The sequence below is a fragment of the Hydrogenophaga sp. genome (assembly GCF_051007235.1).
GTDB lineage: Bacteria > Pseudomonadota > Gammaproteobacteria > Burkholderiales > Burkholderiaceae_C > Hydrogenophaga.
Genome location: NZ_JBPCSJ010000024.1, coordinates 1 through 16,649 on the forward strand (window position 1 = coordinate 1; position 16,649 = coordinate 16,649).

At 65.7% G+C, this 16,649-nt stretch carries 16 protein-coding genes; 6 read left to right on the forward strand and 10 right to left on the reverse strand.

The genetic code is table 11. From position 1 onward, the window contains the following. A partial coding sequence (locus tag ACR2JA_RS00825) for an SAF domain-containing protein (RefSeq protein ID WP_434007243.1) occupies positions 1-221 on the forward strand: 221 nt, incomplete at its 5' end. Next, positions 218-2,026, forward strand: a complete 1,809-nt coding sequence (locus ACR2JA_RS00830) for a polysaccharide biosynthesis protein (RefSeq protein ID WP_434007244.1) — start codon at positions 218-220, stop codon at positions 2,024-2,026. The genes ACR2JA_RS00825 and ACR2JA_RS00830, both read left to right, overlap by 4 nt. A gap of 67 nt (positions 2,027-2,093) precedes the next feature. Here the strand turns inward: ACR2JA_RS00830 and ACR2JA_RS00835 are convergent, their stop codons facing one another. The 8 genes from ACR2JA_RS00835 to ACR2JA_RS00870 form a co-directional block, all read right to left on the reverse strand. Next, complete coding sequence (locus ACR2JA_RS00835; RefSeq protein ID WP_434007245.1) at positions 2,094-2,810, reverse strand: ABC transporter ATP-binding protein; 717 nt, start codon at positions 2,808-2,810, stop codon at positions 2,094-2,096. A 130-nt stretch (positions 2,811-2,940) separates the two neighbouring features. Further along, complete coding sequence (locus ACR2JA_RS00840) at positions 2,941-3,711, reverse strand: ABC transporter ATP-binding protein (protein ID WP_434007246.1); 771 nt, start codon at positions 3,709-3,711, stop codon at positions 2,941-2,943. 15 nt (positions 3,712-3,726) lie between these two features. After that, a complete protein-coding gene (locus ACR2JA_RS00845) occupies positions 3,727-4,824 on the reverse strand; it encodes a branched-chain amino acid ABC transporter permease (RefSeq protein ID WP_434007247.1) in 1,098 nt (365 codons plus the stop codon). Positions 4,825-4,838: 14 nt separating this feature from the next. Further along, positions 4,839-5,768, reverse strand: coding sequence for a branched-chain amino acid ABC transporter permease (locus ACR2JA_RS00850; RefSeq protein WP_434007248.1), 930 nt, complete (start codon positions 5,766-5,768; stop codon positions 4,839-4,841). Positions 5,769-6,040: 272 nt separating this feature from the next. Then, positions 6,041-7,330, reverse strand: a complete 1,290-nt coding sequence (locus ACR2JA_RS00855; protein WP_434007249.1) for a replication-associated recombination protein A — start codon at positions 7,328-7,330, stop codon at positions 6,041-6,043. Between the two features lie 13 nt (positions 7,331-7,343). Then, entirely contained in the window at positions 7,344-7,979 is a 636-nt protein-coding gene (gene lolA, locus ACR2JA_RS00860) for an outer membrane lipoprotein chaperone LolA (RefSeq protein ID WP_434007250.1), read from the reverse strand. Between the two features lie 41 nt (positions 7,980-8,020). Further along, the gene (locus tag ACR2JA_RS00865) at positions 8,021-10,381 is read right to left on the reverse strand and encodes a DNA translocase FtsK (protein ID WP_434007251.1); all 2,361 of its coding nucleotides are present in this window, start codon (positions 10,379-10,381) and stop codon (positions 8,021-8,023) included. A gap of 101 nt (positions 10,382-10,482) precedes the next feature. After that, the gene (locus tag ACR2JA_RS00870; RefSeq protein WP_434007252.1) at positions 10,483-11,157 is read right to left on the reverse strand and encodes a Crp/Fnr family transcriptional regulator; all 675 of its coding nucleotides are present in this window, start codon (positions 11,155-11,157) and stop codon (positions 10,483-10,485) included. A gap of 127 nt (positions 11,158-11,284) precedes the next feature. On the opposite strand from ACR2JA_RS00870, the gene trxB reads away from it, so the two are divergent. The 3 genes from trxB (at position 11,285) to rpmG (ending at position 12,965) form a co-directional block, all read left to right on the forward strand. Further along, complete coding sequence (gene trxB, locus ACR2JA_RS00875) at positions 11,285-12,226, forward strand: thioredoxin-disulfide reductase (protein WP_434007253.1); 942 nt, start codon at positions 11,285-11,287, stop codon at positions 12,224-12,226. 322 nt (positions 12,227-12,548) lie between these two features. Then, positions 12,549-12,782, forward strand: a complete 234-nt coding sequence (gene rpmB / locus ACR2JA_RS00880) for a 50S ribosomal protein L28 (RefSeq protein WP_056269541.1) — start codon at positions 12,549-12,551, stop codon at positions 12,780-12,782. Between the two features lie 12 nt (positions 12,783-12,794). Further along, complete coding sequence (gene rpmG, locus ACR2JA_RS00885) at positions 12,795-12,965, forward strand: 50S ribosomal protein L33 (protein ID WP_068173845.1); 171 nt, start codon at positions 12,795-12,797, stop codon at positions 12,963-12,965. Between the two features lie 103 nt (positions 12,966-13,068). Here rpmG and ACR2JA_RS00890 read toward each other — a convergent pair whose 3' ends face one another. Further along, positions 13,069-14,292 carry a DesA family fatty acid desaturase gene (locus tag ACR2JA_RS00890; protein WP_434007255.1) on the reverse strand — a complete coding sequence of 408 codons (1,224 nt, stop codon included), beginning with the start codon at positions 14,290-14,292 and terminating at the stop codon, positions 13,069-13,071. A gap of 161 nt (positions 14,293-14,453) precedes the next feature. After that, a complete protein-coding gene (locus tag ACR2JA_RS00895) occupies positions 14,454-15,722 on the reverse strand; it encodes an RsmB/NOP family class I SAM-dependent RNA methyltransferase (RefSeq protein WP_434007256.1) in 1,269 nt (422 codons plus the stop codon). A gap of 34 nt (positions 15,723-15,756) precedes the next feature. On the opposite strand from ACR2JA_RS00895, the gene ACR2JA_RS00900 reads away from it, so the two are divergent. Then, positions 15,757-16,649, forward strand: an 893-nt coding sequence (locus ACR2JA_RS00900; protein ID WP_434007257.1) for a peptide chain release factor 3, incomplete at its 3' end; no start/stop codon positions are given.

Genomic DNA, 16,649 nt, shown 5'->3' on the forward strand with positions numbered 1-16,649 from the left:
CGGCCGAAATGAAGTCGCTCGCCTTCCGCCGCTCGCTCTACATTGCGCAGGATCTGAAGGCCGGCGATGTGCTCACGCGCGACAACCTGCGCTGCGTGCGACCCGGCTTTGGCCTCCCGCCCAAACACCTGGACAGCCTGCTGGGCCAGCGCATCGGCCGTGACGTGGTCGCCGGGACACCCATGAGCTGGTCACTGCTGTCACCGCAGGCGGCCGCATGATGGGCACGCCCACGCGCTGGCTGCAACTGCCACTGGACCTGCTGCTGGTCGCCATCGCCTGGTGGCTCGCGTTCTGGCTGCGCTTCAACCTGGACACGCCCGACGAGTTCCAGACCATGATGCTGCGGACGCTGCCCGCACCCCTGTTGGCCTACGGCGCCAGCCTGCTGGGCTGGCGGGTGTACCGGCACATCTGGCGCTACACCAGCGTGGCCGAACTCACCCGGCTGTTCTACGGCGTGGCCATCGGCGGCCTGCTGACCGCTGCGGTGGTGCTGATGCTGCGCGTGCCCTACTTCCCGCGCTCGGCCCTGCTGCTGCATCCCATGCTGGCGCTGCTGGCCCTGGGGGGCGTGCGCGCCGCGGCGCGGCTGCTGCTGGGCGGCGGTGACCGCACCACGCACACCGGCAAGCCGCTGTTGCTGGTGGGCACGGTACAGGACGCCGCCGCCGCCCTGCCCGCGCTGCGCGGCGCGCGCAAGTGGTCCACGGTCGGTATCGTCAGCCCGCTGGCGGCCGAACGCGGCCGATCCTTGCAGGGCGTCGAGGTGCTCGGCACCCTGACCGACCTGCCCCAGGTGGCCCGCGAGACCGAGGCCGCTGCCGCGCTGGTGGTCAGCGCACCCGGCTCGGACGCACGGCGCGAGGCACTCATCGGCGCCAGCGACGCCGGCCTGCCCCTGCTGACCATGCCGCGACCCGACGAGTGGCTGCGCGCCGAGCCCGGCCAGTTGCGCAAGGTGGAGCTGGACGACCTGCTGGGCCGGGCGCCAGTGGCACTGGACGAAAAGGGCCTGTCCCAGCTGATCGCCGGCCAGACCGTCATGGTCACGGGCGCGGGCGGCTCGATCGGCTCCGAACTGTGCCGCCAGATCGCGCGCTTTGGCGTCGCACGGCTGGTGTGTGTGGACGTGTCGGAATACGCCATCTACCAGCTGGAGCAGGAACTGCGCGCGGCCCACCCGCAGATGCAGGGCCTGTACTACACCGCCAACGTGCGCGAGGCCGACCGCCTGCTGGCGATCGCCACGCAGCACCTGCCGACCGTGGTGTTCCACGCCGCGGCCTACAAGCACGTACCGCTGATGGAGTCGCTCAACGAGGTCGAGGCCTTGCGCACCAATGTGCAGGGCACGCTCAACGCCGCGCGCGTGGCCGGCCAGGTGGGTGCCCGGCGCTTCGTGCTGGTGTCCACCGACAAGGCGGTGAACCCGACCAACGTGATGGGCGCCAGCAAACGCCTGGCCGAACTGATGGTGCAGGCGGTGGCCCGCGAGCACGTGGGCACCCAGTTCGTGGCGGTGCGCTTTGGCAATGTGCTGGGGTCCAGCGGTTCGGTGGTGCCACTGTTCACGCAGCAGATCGCGCGCGGCGGTCCGGTGACCGTGACGCACCCGGACATCGTGCGCTACTTCATGACCATCCCCGAGGCCGCGCAGCTGGTGCTGCAGGCCGGGCTGATGGGTCGCTCGGGCCAGATCTTCGTTCTCGACATGGGCGAGGCGGTGAAGATCGTGGAACTGGCGCGGCTGCTGATCCGGCTCTCGGGCCAGACCGAGCAGGACGTGCCCATCACCTTCACCGGCCTGCGCCCGGGCGAAAAGCTCTACGAAGAGCTGCTGGCCAACGACGAAACCACCGAACCCACGCCGCACGCCAAGCTGCGCATCGCCAAGGTGGCGGCGCCGGCACTGGACGCGGCCAGTGTGAGCGCCTGGATCGCCAGCGCCGGGCCGGCGCCCGACGCCACGGCCACGCGCCAGTGGCTGCGCTCGCTCGTGCCCGAGTACACGCCCCTGGGTTGAGCCGCCCCAGCGCTTGCGCCAACAGAAAGGCCCGCATAGCGGGCCTTTCTGTTGAGTGGAAACGGGTTCAATGCCCCAGATACGCCTCACGCACCTTCGGATCGGTCAGCAACTCCTTGCCAGGACCGGTCATGGTGATCAGGCCCGAGTCCATCACGTAGCCGCGGTCGGCGATCTGCAACGCGCGCTGGGCGTTCTGCTCCACCAGCAGGATGGTCACGCCCTGGGCGGACACGTCGCGCACCACCTCGAAGATCTTGTCCACCATGATGGGCGACAGGCCCATGGAGGGTTCGTCGAGCAGCAGCACCTTGGGCTGGCTCATCAGCGCGCGGGCCATGGCCAGCATCTGCTGTTCACCGCCGGACATCGTGCCCGCCAGCTGGTCCTTGCGTTCCTTCAGGCGCGGGAAGATGCCGAACATGCGCTCGATGTCGTTCGCGATGCCCGCCTTGTCGCTGCGGATGTAGGCGCCCATCTGCAGGTTCTCGGTGATGGTCATGCGGGTGAAGATGCCGCGACCTTCCGGCACCATGGCCAGGCCCTGCTTGACCAGGTCCCAGGCGCCCTGGCCCTTGATGGCCTGGCCCAGGTATTCGATGTTGCCGGCCTCGACACCGAGCGAGCCGGTGATGGCCTTCATGGTGGTGGTCTTGCCTGCGCCGTTGGAGCCGATCAGGGTGATCAGCTCACCCTCGCGCACTTCCATGTCGATGCCCTTGACGGCCTTGATGCCGCCGTAGGAGACCTTCAGGCCGCTGACTTTCAGGAGTGTGTTTGCCATGTCCAGAATCCTTCTTCGTTGCACCATCCGGTGCGAACTGCCTCAACCGAGAACATCGCGGAACCGGCTTTGCCGGGCCGCAGATGTTGCCCCCTGGGGGGTGACGCGCGCAGCGCGGCGCGGGGTGTGCTCATCCTCCGCCGGTGCCGAGGTAGGCCTCGATCACCTTCGGATCGCTCTGCACCTGCGCCGGGGTGCCCGACGACAGCTGCTTGCCGTAGTCCAGCACAGTCACGCGGTCGCACAGGCCCATCACCAGCTTCACGTCGTGCTCGATCAGCAGGATGGTGCGGTTGTCGTTGCGGATGCGGTCGATCAGCTCGCGCAACTGCACTTTTTCGGTGGCGTTCATGCCGGCAGCCGGTTCGTCCAACGCGATCAGCTGTGGATCGGTGGCCAGGGCGCGGGCGATTTCCAGACGGCGCTGGTCGCCGTAGGACAGCGTGCGCGACTTGTAGTCGGCGAACTTGGCGATGCCCACGTACTCCAGCAATTCTTTGGCACGGGCGGTGATCTCGGCCTCTTCTTTCTTGAAGCCCGAGGTACGCAGCACGGCGCCGATCAGCCCCGACTTGGTGCGCACGTGGCGCCCCACCATCACGTTTTCCAGCGCTGTCATTTCAGGGAACAGGCGGATGTTCTGGAACGTGCGGGCAATACCGGCCTTGGCCACTTCGTGCACCGCGGTCGGCGTGTAGGGCTTGCCCGCCAGTTCAAACGAGCCGCTGTCGGGCGTGTACAGGCCGGTCAGCACGTTGAAGAACGTGGTCTTGCCGGCGCCGTTGGGACCGATCAGGCCATAGACCTGGCCACGCTTGATTTCAATGCCCACATCGCTGAGGGCTTGCAGGCCGCCGAAGCGCTTGGAGACGTTGGCGACTTTGAGGATGGTTTCAGACATGTTGTGGTTCTCCGCTCACTTTGCCAGCGACTTGCCGTGTTCCGGCGACGGCCACAGACCCTTGGGACGCAGGAGCATCACCACCACCATCGCCAGTGCGATCAGCAGCTGGCGCAGGATTTCCGGGCCGAGGCGGCCGCCGGTGGCTTCGGTCAGCGGTCCGGCCACGTGGCGCAGCACCTCGGGCAGACCGGCCAGCACCAGCGCACCCAGGATCACACCCGGGATGTGACCGATGCCGCCGAGCACCACCATGGCCACGACCATGACGGACTCCATCAGCGAGAAGGATTCGGGTGAGACAAAGCGCTGGAACGAGGAGAACAGCACGCCGGACATGCCGCCGAAAGTGGCGCCCATGCCGAACGCCAGCAGCTTGAGGTTGCGGGTGTTCAGGCCCATGGCTTTGGCAGCGATCTCGTCTTCACGGATGGCCATCCAGGCACGGCCGATGCGCGAGTCCTGCAGGCGGTACGACAGGATCACCGACAGCACCACAAAGAACATGAACAGGTAGTAGTACATCGTCACCGGCTGGAAGGTGTAGCTCCAGTCGCCGATCGCGATCGTCTGCCGCTGTCCCATGTTGATGCCGAACACCGTGAGCGGGTCGATCTGGCTCAAGCCCTTGGGGCCGTTGGTGATGTTCACCGGGCGGTCCAGGTTGAGCATGAAGATGCGGATGATCTCGCCAAAGCCCAGCGTGATGATGGCCAGGTAGTCGCCCCGCAGCTTGAGCGTGGGCGCCCCCAGCAGCATGCCCACCAGGCCGGCCACCACGGCAGCCGCCAGCATCACCAGCCAGACGTTGATGTGCAGGCCGTTGGGGAACATGGCCTGGATGGCCGGAAAGTGCTCGGCCAGGTGGGGCGAGGCCAGCAGGCCGTACATGTAGGCGCCCACGGCAAAGAAGGCGATGTAACCCAGGTCCAGCAGGCCGGCGTAGCCGACCACGATGTTCAGGCCCAGGGCCAGCAGCACGTACAGCAGCGCGATGTCCACGATGCGCACCCAGGAGTTGCTGCCCGTGGCCTGCAACAGGATGGGCAACGCCAGCAGCGCGACCGCGGCGAGCGCGAAGGCAATGAATTTGCCGGTCTTGTTCTGTGTCATCTGATCTCTCCCGGTCAGGCGCGGTCGGCCACACGTTCACCCAGCAGGCCCGACGGGCGCAACGTGAGCACGAGAGCCAGCACGACAAAGGCGAAGATGTCCACGTACTGGCTGCCCAGCACGCCACCGGTGAGCTGGCCCAGGTAGCCAGCGCCCAGCGACTCGATCAGCCCCAGCGCGATGCCACCGACCACCGCACCGGCGAGGTTGCCGATGCCGCCCATGACCGCCGCCACGAAGGCCTTGAGGCCGGGCATGAAGCCCATGGCGTGCTGCACCGTGCCGTAGTTGGAGGCCCACATCACGCCGGCGATGGCCGCCAGCATGGCACCGATGATGAAGGTGGCGGAGATCACCACGTCGGGCTTGATGCCCATCAGCGCGGCCACGCGCGGGTTTTCGGCCGTGGCGCGCATCGCGCGGCCCAGGTTGGTCTTGTTGACCAGGTACATCAGGCCGGCCAGGGTCATGGCCGTCACGCCCAGGATGACGACCTGCGTCACCGAGATCACCGCGCCACCCAGTTCGATGGGCTCGGTGGTCAGCTGCGCCGGGTAGGCCTTGGGGTTGGGTTCCCAGATGATCATGGCAAAGGTCTGCAGCAGCAGCGACATGCCGATCGCCGTGATCAGCGGTGCCAGCCGCGGCGAGTTGCGCAGCGGCCGGTAGGCCAGTTTCTCGATCGTGTAGTTCAACGCGCCGCACACCACCATGGCGATCAGGGTGGCCAGCAGCAACACCAGCCAGCCGGGCAGGCCGCTGGAATCGCCGGTCATCATGCGGATGATGGTCCAGCTGGTGAGCGCGCCCACCATGAGCACGTCACCGTGCGCGAAGTTGATGAGACCGATGATGCCGTACACCATCGTGTACCCCAGCGCCACCAGCGCATACATACTGCCCAGTACCAGACCGTTGATGATCTGCTGCAGCAAAACGTCCATGAAGTTTTCTCCGTGTTTTTTACAGGCCGGGACACACGACCGGGAAGTCAGCACCCGATCCCTTGTGTGGAACGGGGCCCCGTGTCCAGACCCGCTTCAACTTAGCAAAAAACCCGCCAGGAGCACCCCGGGGTTGGGGTGTTGGGCGGGTTGGTGGCGGATTGTATCCAAGGGCTTTTCGGCCCCAGATGCGTGTAAGCCCTTAGTCAGCGCGGGTTTACCCTTGGTTTTGAGGATTCCTGCGGCACTGCATCAGCCGCATTGGGGTTGCATTAGTTGTTCTGATCGTTAAGTCTCTTAAGCTCACGCAGCTTATCGGCGATGCGGATCTCCAGGCCCCGCTCCACCGGGCGGTAAAACTGCGTCCCCGCCATCCCGGCGGGCAGGTAGTTTTCCCCCGCGGCAAAGCCGCCGGCTTCGTCGTGGGCATACCGGTAGCCCTTGCCGTGGTCTAGGTCCTTCATCAGCTGGGTCGGTGCGTTGCGCAGGTGCATGGGCACCGGTCGGCTGCCATCCTTCTTGACGAAGGCCTTGGCCTCGTTGAACGCCTTGTAGACCGCGTTGGACTTGGGTGCCACCGCCAGATAGACCACGCACTCTGCCAGTGCCAGCTCGCCCTCCGGCGAGCCCAGCCGCTCGTACACATCGGCCGCGTCCAGCGCCAGACGCAGCGCGCGCGGGTCGGCCAGGCCGATGTCCTCGGCCGCCATGCGGATGAAGCGTCGCGCCATGTAGCGCGGGTCCGCACCGCCATCGAGCATGCGCACGAACCAGTACAGCGCGGCATCGGGGTCGGAACCGCGCACGCTCTTGTGCAGCGCGCTGATGGTGTCGTAGAACTGCTCGCCGCCCTTGTCGTAGCGCCGCATGCGCTCGCCCAGCACGCGCAACAGCCAGGCGTCGCTCACCTGTTCCAGTTGTTCACGCTGGGCGGCCACCGACAGCGTCTCCAGTGTGTTGAGCAGACGGCGGGCATCCCCGTCCGCGTAGCCGATCAGCCGGTCCACGGCCGCCTGTTCAATCGCCGGCACCGATCCTGTTCTCTGTGCCCGTGTCACCAATTGGCGCAGATCGTCCTCGCCCAGCGGCTGCAACACATAAACCGCCGCCCGCGAGAGCAGCGCGGAATTGACCTCGAACGACGGGTTCTCGGTGGTCGCGCCGATGAAGGTGAACAGCCCGCTTTCCACGTGCGGCAAAAAAGCGTCTTGCTGGCTTTTGTTGAAGCGGTGCACCTCGTCGACGAAGACGATGGTACGGCGTTGCTCCAGCCCGTCGCGCGCGGCCTGGGCCTGCTCCACCGCTTCGCGAATGTCCTTCACGCCGCCCAGCACCGCGCTGATGGTGATGAACTCGGCGTCGAACGCGTCGGCCATCAACCGCGCGATGGTGGTCTTGCCCACACCGGGCGGACCCCAAAGGATGCAGCTGTGCGGCTGGCCCGACTCGAAGGCCAGGCGCAGCGCCATGCCTTCGCCCAGCAGGTGCTGCTGACCGATCACCTCCCCCAATGTGCGCGGGCGAAGTCGTTCGGCCAGGGGCTGATGGACAGTGGTGGCCACGCGGCGTCGGTCCTCAGGGGCGGATCACGTCCGCACCGGCGGGCGGCTTGAAGGCAAACTGCTCGGCCTTGAGCGGGGCGTTGCCCTGCCACTGGCTGAAGCTCAGCACCGAGCGCTGGCCCAGGCTGTCGGCGATCTCCAGCGCTGCAAGTTGCCCCGCCTTGAAGCCCACGCGCACGCTCTGCAGCTGACCGTCCTTGGCCTTGGGTTTGGCCTCGACCCATTCCAGCCCATCGGCGGCGGGCACGACCTTGAGGTCGAACACCTCACCCAGCGCCTTGAGATCGGTGCCCGAAGCGATCAGCGCGGCGGGCGTGCTCCCCAGCGCGTCCTTTTGCGCACGCGCCGTCACCTGGTTGAGATCCGCGTCGTACAGCCACAGGGTCTGCCCGTCGGCCACGATGGTTTGCGGGAAAGGTTTGGTGTACTCAAAACGGAAGCGCCCAGGTCGCAGGAATTCGAACCGCCCGCTGGACGTTTTGGTGCGCGCCACCGTCTCGCCCGTGCGCTTGGGCGATGTCACGACCTGCGTGAAGCTGGCCTGCGCGCTTTTCACCTCGCGCAGGAAGGTTTCGAGGTCCTGCAGGCCGTCGGCCCAGGCGGAGCCCAGTGCGCCAGCGGCGACCAGGGCAATCAAGGTGTGTTTCATGTGGATGGGACCGTTGCCAGGTCCGAAGGTTCTGCGATCGCTCAATCGCCGCGCGGCGCCACCAGGATGTCCCGCTGACCGCTGGACGTGAGCGCGCTCACCAGTCCGGCTTTTTCCATGTCTTCGAGCAGGCGCGCAGCGCGGTTGTAGCCGATCTTGAGCTTGCGTTGAACATAGGAAATGCTGGCCTTGCGGTCCTGCAGCACGATGGCAACGGCCTGGTCGTACAGCGCGTCCTTCTCGCCACCCTCACCACCGCCTTCACCGAACAGGTCGCCGCCTTCGCCATCGCCAGCGGCCGACTCCAGCACGCCGTCGATGTAATTGGGTTCGCCGTACTGGTCTTTGAGGTAGGCGGCCACGCGGTGCACCTCGTCGTCGCTGACGAAGGCGCCGTGCACACGGATCGGGAAGCCCGTGCCCGACGGCATGTAGAGCATGTCGCCCATGCCCAGCAGGCTCTCGGCGCCCATCTGGTCCAGGATGGTGCGGCTGTCGATCTTGCTGCTGACCTGGAACGACAGGCGGGTCGGGATGTTGGCCTTGATCAAGCCGGTGATCACGTCCACGCTGGGCCGCTGCGTCGCCAGGATCAGGTGGATGCCGGCCGCACGTGCCTTTTGCGCCAGGCGAGCGATCAACTCCTCGATCTTCTTGCCCACCACCATCATCAGGTCGGCCAGCTCGTCGATCACCACCACGATGTGCGGCAGCCGCTCCAGCGGTTCAGGCTGTTCGGGCGTGAGGCTGAACGGGTTGCCGATGTGCTCGCCGCGCACCTTGGCCTCGTCGATCTTGGCGTTGAACCCGGCCAGGTTGCGCACGCCCATCTTGCTCATGAGCTTGTAGCGCTTTTCCATCTCGGCCACGCACCAGTTGAGGCCGTTGGCCGCCTGCTTCATGTCGGTCACCACCGGACACAGCAGGTGCGGAATGCCTTCGTAGACGCTCAGCTCCAGCATCTTGGGGTCGATCAGCAGCAGGCGAACGTCCTTGGCGTCGGCCTTGTACAGCAGCGACAGGATCATGGCGTTGATACCCACCGACTTGCCCGAGCCGGTGGTACCGGCCACCAGGCAGTGGGGCATCTTCGCCAGGTCGGCCACCACCGGCTGGCCGGCAATGTCCTTGCCCAGGCCCATGGTCAGCAAGCTCTTGGCGTCGTTGTAGACCTGCGAGCCCAGGATCTCGCTGAGCTTGATGGTCTGGCGTTTGGCGTTGGGCAGCTCCAGCGCCATCAGGTTCTTGCCGGGGATGGTCTCGATCACCCGGATCGACACCAGCGACAGCGAGCGCGCCAGATCGCGCCCCAGGTTGACGATCTGCGAACCCTTCACACCGGTGGCTGGCTCGATTTCATAACGCGTGATCACCGGCCCCGGCGCCGCCGCCACCACCCGCACCTCGACGCCGAAGTCCTTGAGCTTCTTCTCGATCAAGCGGCTGGTCATCTCCAGCGTCTGCGCGTCCACGCCCTGCTGGTGCACCGGCGCGCTGTCCAGCAGGTCCACCTGCGGCAGCTTGCTGTCGGGCATCTCCACAAACAGCGGCTTCTGGCGCTCCTTGGCCACACGTTCGCTGCGGGGCACCTCCACCACCGTTGGTTCGATCACCACCGGCGTCGGGTGCTGCTCCTCGATCTCCACGCGCTCCTCGGCCACCACCACCTCGCGCTCGCGTGCGGCCCGTTCGCCGATGCGCACGTCCTCCACCGCCTCGCGCTTTTCGCGCCGGGACTCGATCCAATCGTCCAGGCCTGCGCCCAGGCGCTCGGCCCAGTGTGCCCACGAGAAACGGAACACCAGCGGCAGGCTCACCAGGCACAGCGACAACAGCACCAGCGCCGAACCATTGAAGCCCAGCCAGCGCGTGGACAGCGGTCCCAGCGCATACCCCAGAACGCCGCCCGCGTGCCCGGGCAGCAAGGCCTCCAGCCGGTACAGGCGACTCCATTCCAGCGCGGCGCTCGCCACCGTCAACAGCAACAGCCCCACCCAGAAACCGGTTCGCGACCGCAGGAAGTGAAGCCAGACGGGCATCGGCGAACCGTCGTCGGGCGCCTCGTCGTCGCGCAAGCCCTGCTGACCGCGGATCCAGCCCGCCAGGGCCGACAACCAGGTGCGCAGCCCCGCCAGCAACAGCCACCAGGCCGAGAACCCCAGCAAAAAATAGCTGCCGTCGGCCAACAAAGCGCCCAGGCGCCCGCCCCAGTTGCCCACGACGGGCCGCGTGCCGGTCGTGCTCCAGGCGGGGTCGGCCAGGGAATGGCTCAGCATGGCCAGCAACCAGAAGGCCAGGGCGGCCGCCCCCAGCAGCAGGCCGATTTCCTGCGCAAAACGGGACACGCCGGCCGGCGCCTGCTGCGCGCGGTCGGCGTTCAGGGTGTTGAGTGAATAGGTCATGGGCCTCGAAAACGTCCTCGGGCAAGCTTACCCGAAGGCCATGGGACGGCCTGGCGCTGGCCGTGTAACCGGCGGTAGCCCGGCGCCGCTCGCGACCCCGCTCAACCGAGCGTGTTCAGGCGGTCTTTGATGATGGTGCTGCCGTCTTCGGCCAACTCGATAAACCCGCGGTCCTCCAGGTCCTTCATGACGCGGCTGACCATCTCGCGCGAGGCGCCGATCATCTTGGCCACGTCCTGGCGCGACACCCGGTCCCGGATCACCAGCTGCCCGTCCTTGTCGGGCTGGGCAAACTCCAGCAGCGCCCGCGCCACGCGGCCGTACACGTCCATCAGCGCCAGCGACTCGATCTTGCGGTCCGCATGGCGCAGGCGTTGCACCAGGCCTTTCATCACCGCATAGGCCATGGAGGTGTTCTCGGGCAGGCAGCGCGCGAACTCGGGGCGCCCCAGGATCAGCACATCGGTCTGCACCTCGGCCCGCACCGTGGCCGAGTGTGGCTGGTTGTCGATCAGGCTCATCTCGCCCACATAGTCGCCGGGGTTCATGGTCGCCAGGATCACTTCCCGCCCACGCGCGTCGGTGGTCACGACACGTGCCCGCCCGGTGAGCACGATGGCCAGGAAGTTGGACTTCTTGCCCTGCTCGACGATCACCTCGCCCCGTTTGAAGCGGCGTTTGACCACGGCATCCGCGACGGATTCGGCCTGAGCCTGCGTCAAAGTGGAAAACAGCGGGACCCGGCGAATCAGATCCAGATTGGACAGGATGGACATGCGGCTATTCCTCTGATCAGACTGCTGTTGCAATGCGCCTTCATACAATGTCCGGCAGAACGCTGAACACCACGGCTCACCGCTTACTCTAAACCACAGCCCCCGGGTTCCCGTGGGCTTATGCCATATGAAGCATACAAAAGTACTGATCCTGGGCTCCGGCCCCGCGGGCTACACCGCTGCCGTCTACGCCGCACGCGCCAACCTCAACCCGCTGCTGATCACCGGCATCGCCCAGGGCGGTCAGCTGATGACCACCACCGAAGTGGACAACTGGCCGGCCGATGTGCACGGGGTGCAGGGTCCCGACCTGATGCAACGCTTCCAGCAACACGCCGAACGCTTCAACACCGACATCGTGTTCGATCACATCAACACGGTCGACTTCTCCAAGCGCCCCTTCGTGCTCAAGGGCGACAGCGGCGAATACAGCTGCGACGCGCTGATCATCGCCACCGGCGCATCGGCCAAGTACCTGGGCCTGCCATCTGAAGAGGCCTTCATGGGCAAGGGCATCTCGGCCTGCGCCACCTGCGATGGCTTCTTCTACCGTGGCCAGGACGTGGGCGTGGTTGGCGGCGGCAACACCGCCGTGGAAGAGGCGCTGTACCTGTCCAACATCGCGCGCAAGGTCACGCTGATCCACCGCCGAGACACGTTCAAGGCAGAAGCCATCATGATCGACAAGCTGATGGACAAGGTCAAAGAAGGCAAGATCGAGCTGAAGCTGCACAGCGTGCTCGACGAGGTGCTGGGTGACCCCATGGGCGTGACCGGCGTGCGCCTGAAAAACGTGCAGACCGGCGCCACCGAAGAGCTGGCGGTCAAAGGCTGCTTCATCGCCATCGGCCACAGCCCCAACACCGAGATCTTCCGGGGCCAGCTGGACATGAAGGACGGCTACATCGTCACCCAGTCCGGCAACAACGGCATGGCCACCATGACCAGCGTGCCCGGCATCTTCGCCGCTGGCGATGTGCAGGACCACATCTACCGCCAGGCCATCACCAGCGCCGGCACCGGCTGCATGGCTGCGCTCGACGCACAGCGCTTCCTGGAAAATTCGTAACCCCCCCGCCGCGCTGCGCGCATCCCCCCTCTGGCGCCTTCGGCTTGGGAAGGGGGCGACACCTGCGGCCGGGCAAAGCCCGTTCAGCGGCGCCTCTGGAACGAAGGCACTTCGCTGCGTCCATTCCTGGGAAAGAAGGCGCCTCGCGCCGCCGGTCGGCGTTTCTGGCAGCGCCCTGCGGGATTGCATATAATCGTTGGCTTTGCTGCGAACAACCTTCTGGCTGTGCGTTGCGAATTCAGGGTTACCGCCACCCTTTTTTCTGGCGAGGTGAGGCCCCTACCGCACGGGTAGCGGCCGTTTGATAAATCGGAGTGTCCTCATGGCACGCGTCTGCGACGTCACGGGCAAGAAGCCCATGGTCGGGAACAACGTTTCCCACGCCAACAACAAAACCAAGCGCCGGTTCCTGCCGAACCTGCAATACCGCCGTTTCTGGGTCGAGAGCGAGAACCGCTGGGTTCGTCTGCGCGTTTCGGGTGCTGCCCTGCGCCTGATCGACAAGAACGGTATCGACGCTGTGCTCGCCGACCTGCGCGCACGTGGCCAGGCATAAGGAGCTCACACCATGGCAACCAAAGGCGGACGCGAAAAGATCAAGCTGGAATCCACTGCGGGTACCGGCCACTTCTACACCACCACCAAGAACAAGAAGACCACGCCCGAGAAGATGTTGATCAAGAAATTTGATCCGAAAGCTCGCAAGCACGTCGACTACAAGGAAATCAAGCTGAAGTGATTCGGCACTGATTCCGGGTTATCCCGACAAAAAAGCCGCTGTTTCCACAGCGGCTTTTTTGTTGTCCGCACCGCTTGCGCGGCGCGGGTTGAAGGCACATCGCTCAGGCGCGGGCAGAGCGCAGCTGGATGGAGAAGTCGCGCAGGGCCGCAATGCCGCTCTCTTCGGCACGGCGGCACCAGGCCTGCAGATCGGCGGCCAGTTGCTCACGCGTGGCGTTGGTGCCGGTCCATAGAGCACGCAGTTCCTCGCGCATGGTGACCATCTTCTCCAGTACCGGATGCTCTGCCAGCGCCCGCTCCAGCTGGGGTTTGACTTCCGCAGGAACCTTGTCGTTATCGCGGTGCAGCCAGCGGCGGGCCGCCTGCAGCACCGCGGTGTCCGCGCTGCGCGACTTCACCCCGTCCAGCTCGCGCTGGCAGGCGGCGCGCATTTCGCGTGCGTAGCCATCCATGACCTCGTAACGGTTGGCGATGATCGCTTCCAGCGTCTTTTCGTCAGCCACCGGCTTCACATCGCCAAAAGCCATCTTGGGCGGCAGCTTCTTGACCGTGGCCAGCCCCAGGGACTGAAGGATGCTGATGTACAGCCAGCCGATATCGAACTCGTAGGGTTTGACCGACAGCTTGGCGGAGGTCGGGTAGGTGTGGTGGTTGTTGTGCAGCTCTTCGCCGCCGATGATGATGCCCCAGGGGGAGATGTTGGTGCTGGCGTCGGTGGCTTCAAAGTTGCGGTAACCCCACCAGTGACCAATGCCGTTGATGATGCCAGCCGCGGTGATCGGAATCCAGGCCATCTGCAGCGCCCAGACCGACAGGCCCAGTGCACCGAACAGCGCCACGTCGATGATCAGCATCAGCGCCACGCCCAGCACCGAATGGCCGGTGTAGACGTTGCGCTCCATCCAGTCGTCGGGGGTGTTGTGACCGTATCGGTCCAGGGTTTCCTGGTTCTTGGTTTCGGCGCGGTACAGCTCGGCACCTTGCCAGAACACCTTTTTGATGCCGAACACCACCGGGCTATGGGGATCGCCGTCGCGCTCGCACTTGGCGTGGTGCTTGCGGTGCACGGCGGTCCACTCCTTGGTGACCTGACCGGTGGTCATCCAGAGCCAGAACCGGAAAAAGTGCGACGCAATCGGGTGCAGGTCCAGCGAACGGTGCGCCGAGTGGCGGTGCAGGTAGATGGTGACGCTGGCGATGGTGATGTGGGTCATCACCAGGGCGGCGATGAGCACCTGCCACCAGTGAGCGCCCGTGAGCCCCTGGGACAAAAAGGCCACAAGGCCATCCAACAAGTCGGACACAAAGGTATCGGACGAATTCATTCGGTTCCTAGCAAAGTCGCCCAGAGAAGGCGAAGAGGTCGCACCACAAAGCCCGGCGGACGGAGCATAAAAAAACGCAATTTTACTGGCGCACCCGGTTTTTGACCAATGGGACCAGCGGGTACCGCCCCTCCGGAAAGACCCTGAAGGGGCGCTGAAGTTCAGGGTTTTTTCTGCCACACAGCGGCAAAGAACCCGTCGGTACCATGCCGATGCGGCCACAGGCGCAGGAAGCGGCCATCCTCACCGCTGCTCAGCGCAGGCGCCTGATCGACGTGCGCCTCGGCCAGCAACTGGGCCACCGAAAGGGGCTGGAAGTCCAAATGTGCCGCCGAAAAGGCCGCGACCACCGCCTCGTCTTCCTGTGGCAAAGGGCTGCAGGTGGCATAGACCAGGCGACCGCCGGGTTTGAGCAGGCGCGCGGCACTGGTCAGGATGCGCTGCTGCAGTTCGGCCAGCGCCGCCACGGTCTCGGGCGTCTGGCGCCACTTCAGGTCGGGGCTGCGGCGCAGCGTCCCCAGGCCCGAACAAGGCGCGTCGACCAAGACACGGTCAAGCTTGCCGGCCAAGCGCTTGATGCGCTCGTCGCGCTCGTGCGCGATGGCCACCGGGTGCACGTTGGACAGACCGCTGCGCGCCAGCCGGGGCTTGATGGCTTCGAGGCGGTGGCCGGAGGTGTCGAAGGCGTAGAGACGGCCGGTGTTCTTCATGGCCGCGCCCAGGGCCAGGGTCTTGCCGCCGGCGCCGGCGCAGAAGTCGGCCACCATCTCACCACGTTTGGGCGCCAGCAGCAGCGCCAGCAGCTGGGAACCCTCGTCTTGCACCTCCACCTCGCCGCTGATGAAGGCGGGCAGCTTGGACAGGTTGGGCTTGCCCTGCAGGCGGATGCCCAGAGGCGAGTACGGCGTGGCCTGTGCCGGCAGCCCGGCGGCCTGCAACTCGGCCAGCACCGCCTCGCGCTTTTTCTTCATGGCGTTGACGCGCAGGTCCAGCGGAGCGTGCTGGTTCAGGCTGGCGGCCAGGGCATCGAATTCGCCCCCCACCTGCTCGCGCAGGGCCGCGGCCAGCCATTCGGGCAGGTTGTGACGGTGCGGGGCCATCAGGTCGGCGTCGGTGACCTTGTCGCAGGCGTCCAGCCAAGTCTTTTCGGGCTCGGTCAGCGCACTCTTGAGGAAGTCGCGGTCACCCGGAAAGCCGAGGATGGCCAGGCGGCGCCACTTGGAACCGCTGCCCGAGCGGGCCAGCGATTCGAAGCGCAGACGCTCGCGCAGCACGGCGAATACCGTGTCGGACAACGTGGCGCGTTCGCGCGGCCCCAGCGATTTGTTCTCGCGGAAATGGCGGGCCACCACGGCGTCGGCCGGGTGGTCGAACTTGAAGACTTTTTCAATGAGACTGGCGATTTCGTCCAGCAGGGCTTTGGGATGCATCCTCGTATTGTCCCACCGGGGATAATCGAGGGTTATGTCCGACATCGCCCAACAGGTGCAGCGCCGCCGCACCTTCGCCATCATTTCGCACCCCGACGCGGGTAAGACCACCCTGACCGAGAAGCTGCTGCTGTTCTCGGGCGCCATCAACATCGCCGGTTCGGTCAAGGCGCGCAAGGCTGCGCGCCACGCCACGTCCGACTGGATGGAGATCGAAAAGCAGCGCGGCATCTCGGTCGCGTCCTCGGTGATGCAGATGGAGTACCGCGACTGCGTCATCAACCTGCTCGACACCCCGGGCCACCAGGACTTTTCGGAAGACACCTACCGCGTGCTCACCGCCGTGGACGCTGCGCTCATGGTGATCGACGCCGGCAACGGCGTGGAGCCACAGACGCGGCGCCTGCTGCAGGTCTGCCGGGCGCGCAACACGCCCATCCTGACCTTTGTCAACAAGATGGACCGAGAGGTGAAGTCCCCGCTGGACCTGATGGACGAGATCGAGCGCGAGCTGGGCATGACCGTGGTGCCCTTCACCTGGCCGGTGGGCATGGGCAAGATGTTCCGCGGCGTGTACGACCGCCGCGAGGACCAGATGCGCGTGTTCGCCGCCGGTGAAGACCGCCGCGGGGGTGACGAAGAGGTGCTGGCCGGACTGGACAACGCCGAGAGCGCCAGCCGCTTCGGCATGGAATGGGCCGCCGCCAAGGACGAGCTGGAACTGGTCGAAGGCGCTTCGCCCTCGTTTGACAAGCAGGCCTTTCTAGAAGGCCACCAGACGCCCATGCTGTTCGGCTCGGCCGTCAACAACTTCGGCGTGCGCGAGGTGCTGGACGCGCTGGTCGATCTGGCCCCGCAGCCGGGCGCCAAGGCTGCGATCCAGCGCGTGGTCGAGCCAGTCGAACCCAAGTTCAGTGGCGTGGTCTT